Below are 2,379 nucleotides of genomic sequence, written 5' to 3' on the forward strand. Positions count from 1 at the left end.
TGGCGGTCTGCTCGCCATACTCATAGCCTTTATGGTGCTGTATATGGCAGGCGTGAACCAATGGATATGTATCGCACTGGGAGTCATCTCCGCTTCGGTACTTGTCTGGGCGACCTTCCACCTCAATGCCAAGTATGGCGAGTGGGGTTTGATGAAGATGCAGGCTGCAAAGAACCATCCCCGCTACATCATCAACCGCAAGCGATTCTTGCGATTGATTATTCCTAACCTCAAAAACGGAAAGTCATGAGAAATGTAATGAAAGCAGCTACCCTCGAAAGCAAGTTCCCGATTCTGTCGGTTGAGCACGACTGCATCATCAGCAAGGATGCTGACATCACGGTCTGCTATCGTGTGGAGCTTCCCGAACTCTTCACCGTCACACAGGCGGAGTATGAGGCGATACACTCGGCATGGGCCAAGGCGGTCAAGGTCTTGCCGAACTACAGTATCGTGCATAAGCAGGACTTCTTCATTGAGGAGAGCTACACACCGGAACTTCAGAAGGAAGATTTGAGTTTCCTCAGCCGTTCCTTCGAGCGACATTTCAACGAGCGTCCTTACCTGAAGCACACTTGTTACCTGTTCCTCACCAAGACCACCAAGGAGCATAGCCGCACGACCAGCAGTTTCAATACCCTTACCCGTGGCTTCATCATCCCGAAGGGGATGCAGGACAAGGAGGCGGTAAGCCGATTCCTGGAGTGTTGCGAGCAGTTCGAGCGTATCATCAACGACAGCGGATTCATCACGCTCACCCGTCTTACAGGCGATGAGATTACAGGCACGGAGTCAAGTGCGGGCATCATCGAGAAATACTTCTCGTTCTCGCAGGAGGATACCACCTGCTTGCAGGACATCACCCTCGGAGCTGGCGAGATGAAGATTGGCGACAACTACCTCTGCCTGCACACGCTCTCCGATCCCGAAGACCTTCCGACAAGCGTGGCCACCGACAGCCGTTACGAGCGTCTCTCGACAGACCGTAGCGATTGCCGCCTATCGTTTGCCGCACCAATCGGAGTGTTGCTCACTTGCAACCACATCGTGAACCAGTATCTCTTCATAGATGACTCTGCGGAGATGCTGCGTAAGTTCGAGCAGACAGCACGCAATATGCACTCGCTATCGCGTTACAGCCGCTCCAACCAAATTAACCGCGAGTGGATTGAGGAGTACCTGAACGAGGCACACAGCCAGGGGCTGACGGCTATCCGTGCCCACTGCAATGTCTTCGCGTGGAGCGATGACCGAGAGAAACTCAAGCGTGTGAAGAACGATGTAGGCAGTCAGCTCGCCTTGATGGAGGCCAAGCCCCGACACAATACGGTAGATACACCTACGCTTTTCTGGGCTGCTATCCCCGGCAATGCAGGCGACTTTCCTGCCGAGGAGTCCTTCTACACCTTTATCGAGCAGGCACTATGCCTCTTCATCGAGGAGACCACAGGACAGGATTCACTCTCTCCGTTCGGTATGCGTATGGTGGACCGCTTGACGGGCAAGCCTATCCATTTGGATATTTCGGATCTGCCTATGAAGCGTGGTATCATCACCAACCGCAACAAGTTCATCCTCGGTCCTTCGGGCAGTGGAAAATCCTTCTTCACCAACCATATGGTAAGACAGTACTACGAGCAAGGTACGCATGTGTTGCTTGTCGATACGGGTAACTCTTATCAGGGGTTGTGTAACCTTATCAATGCCCGTACAGGTGGCGAGGATGGCATCTACTTCACCTATGAGGAGAGTGATCCGATAGCCTTCAATCCTTTCTATGTCGAGGATGGAGTGTTTGACATTGAGAAGAAGGAGTCCATCAAGACGCTTATCCTCACGCTGTGGAAAAGGGATGATGAGCCACCGACGAGAGCCGAGGAGGTGGCACTCTCCAATGCCGTGAACCTCTTCTTGGAGCGTATTCGTGCCGACAAGAGCATCAAGCCCTCGTTCAACACCTTCTATGAGTTTATCCGTGATGAGTATCAGGAGATACTTAAAGAGAAGCGTACACGCGAGAAGGACTTCGATGTGTGGGGATTCCTCAATGTCCTAGAGCCGTACTACAAGGGTGGCGAGTATGATTTCCTCCTTAACTCCGACAAGCAGCTGGACCTCTTGAACAAGCGGTTTATTGTCTTCGAGCTGGATAACATCAAGGACAACAAGGTACTCTTCCCGATAGTGACCATCATCATTATGGAGACCTTCATCAACAAGATGCGAAGATTGAAGGGCATCCGTAAGATGATTCTCTTGGAGGAGGCTTGGAAAGCCATTAGCAAGGAGGGCATGGCCGAGTATCTGAAGTACCTCTTCAAGACCGTGCGTAAGTTCTTCGGCGAAGCAGTTGTGGTAACGCAGGAGGTCGAGGACATC

The 2,379-nt window shown here is 52.0% G+C and carries 2 protein-coding genes; both read left to right on the forward strand.

The features are described 5' to 3' along the window. Positions 1 to 250: DUF4133 domain-containing protein (locus NW211_RS13695; protein WP_258328248.1), on the forward strand; the 250-nt coding region annotated here is incomplete at its 5' end. Continuing rightward, positions 247 to 2,379 (forward strand): TraG family conjugative transposon ATPase (locus NW211_RS13700; protein WP_258328249.1); only part of this gene is annotated, 2,133 nt, incomplete at its 3' end. The genes NW211_RS13695 and NW211_RS13700, both read left to right, overlap by 4 nt.

This window comes from Barnesiella sp. ET7 (assembly GCF_024733785.1).
Taxonomy (GTDB): domain Bacteria; phylum Bacteroidota; class Bacteroidia; order Bacteroidales; family Barnesiellaceae; genus Barnesiella; species Barnesiella merdigallinarum.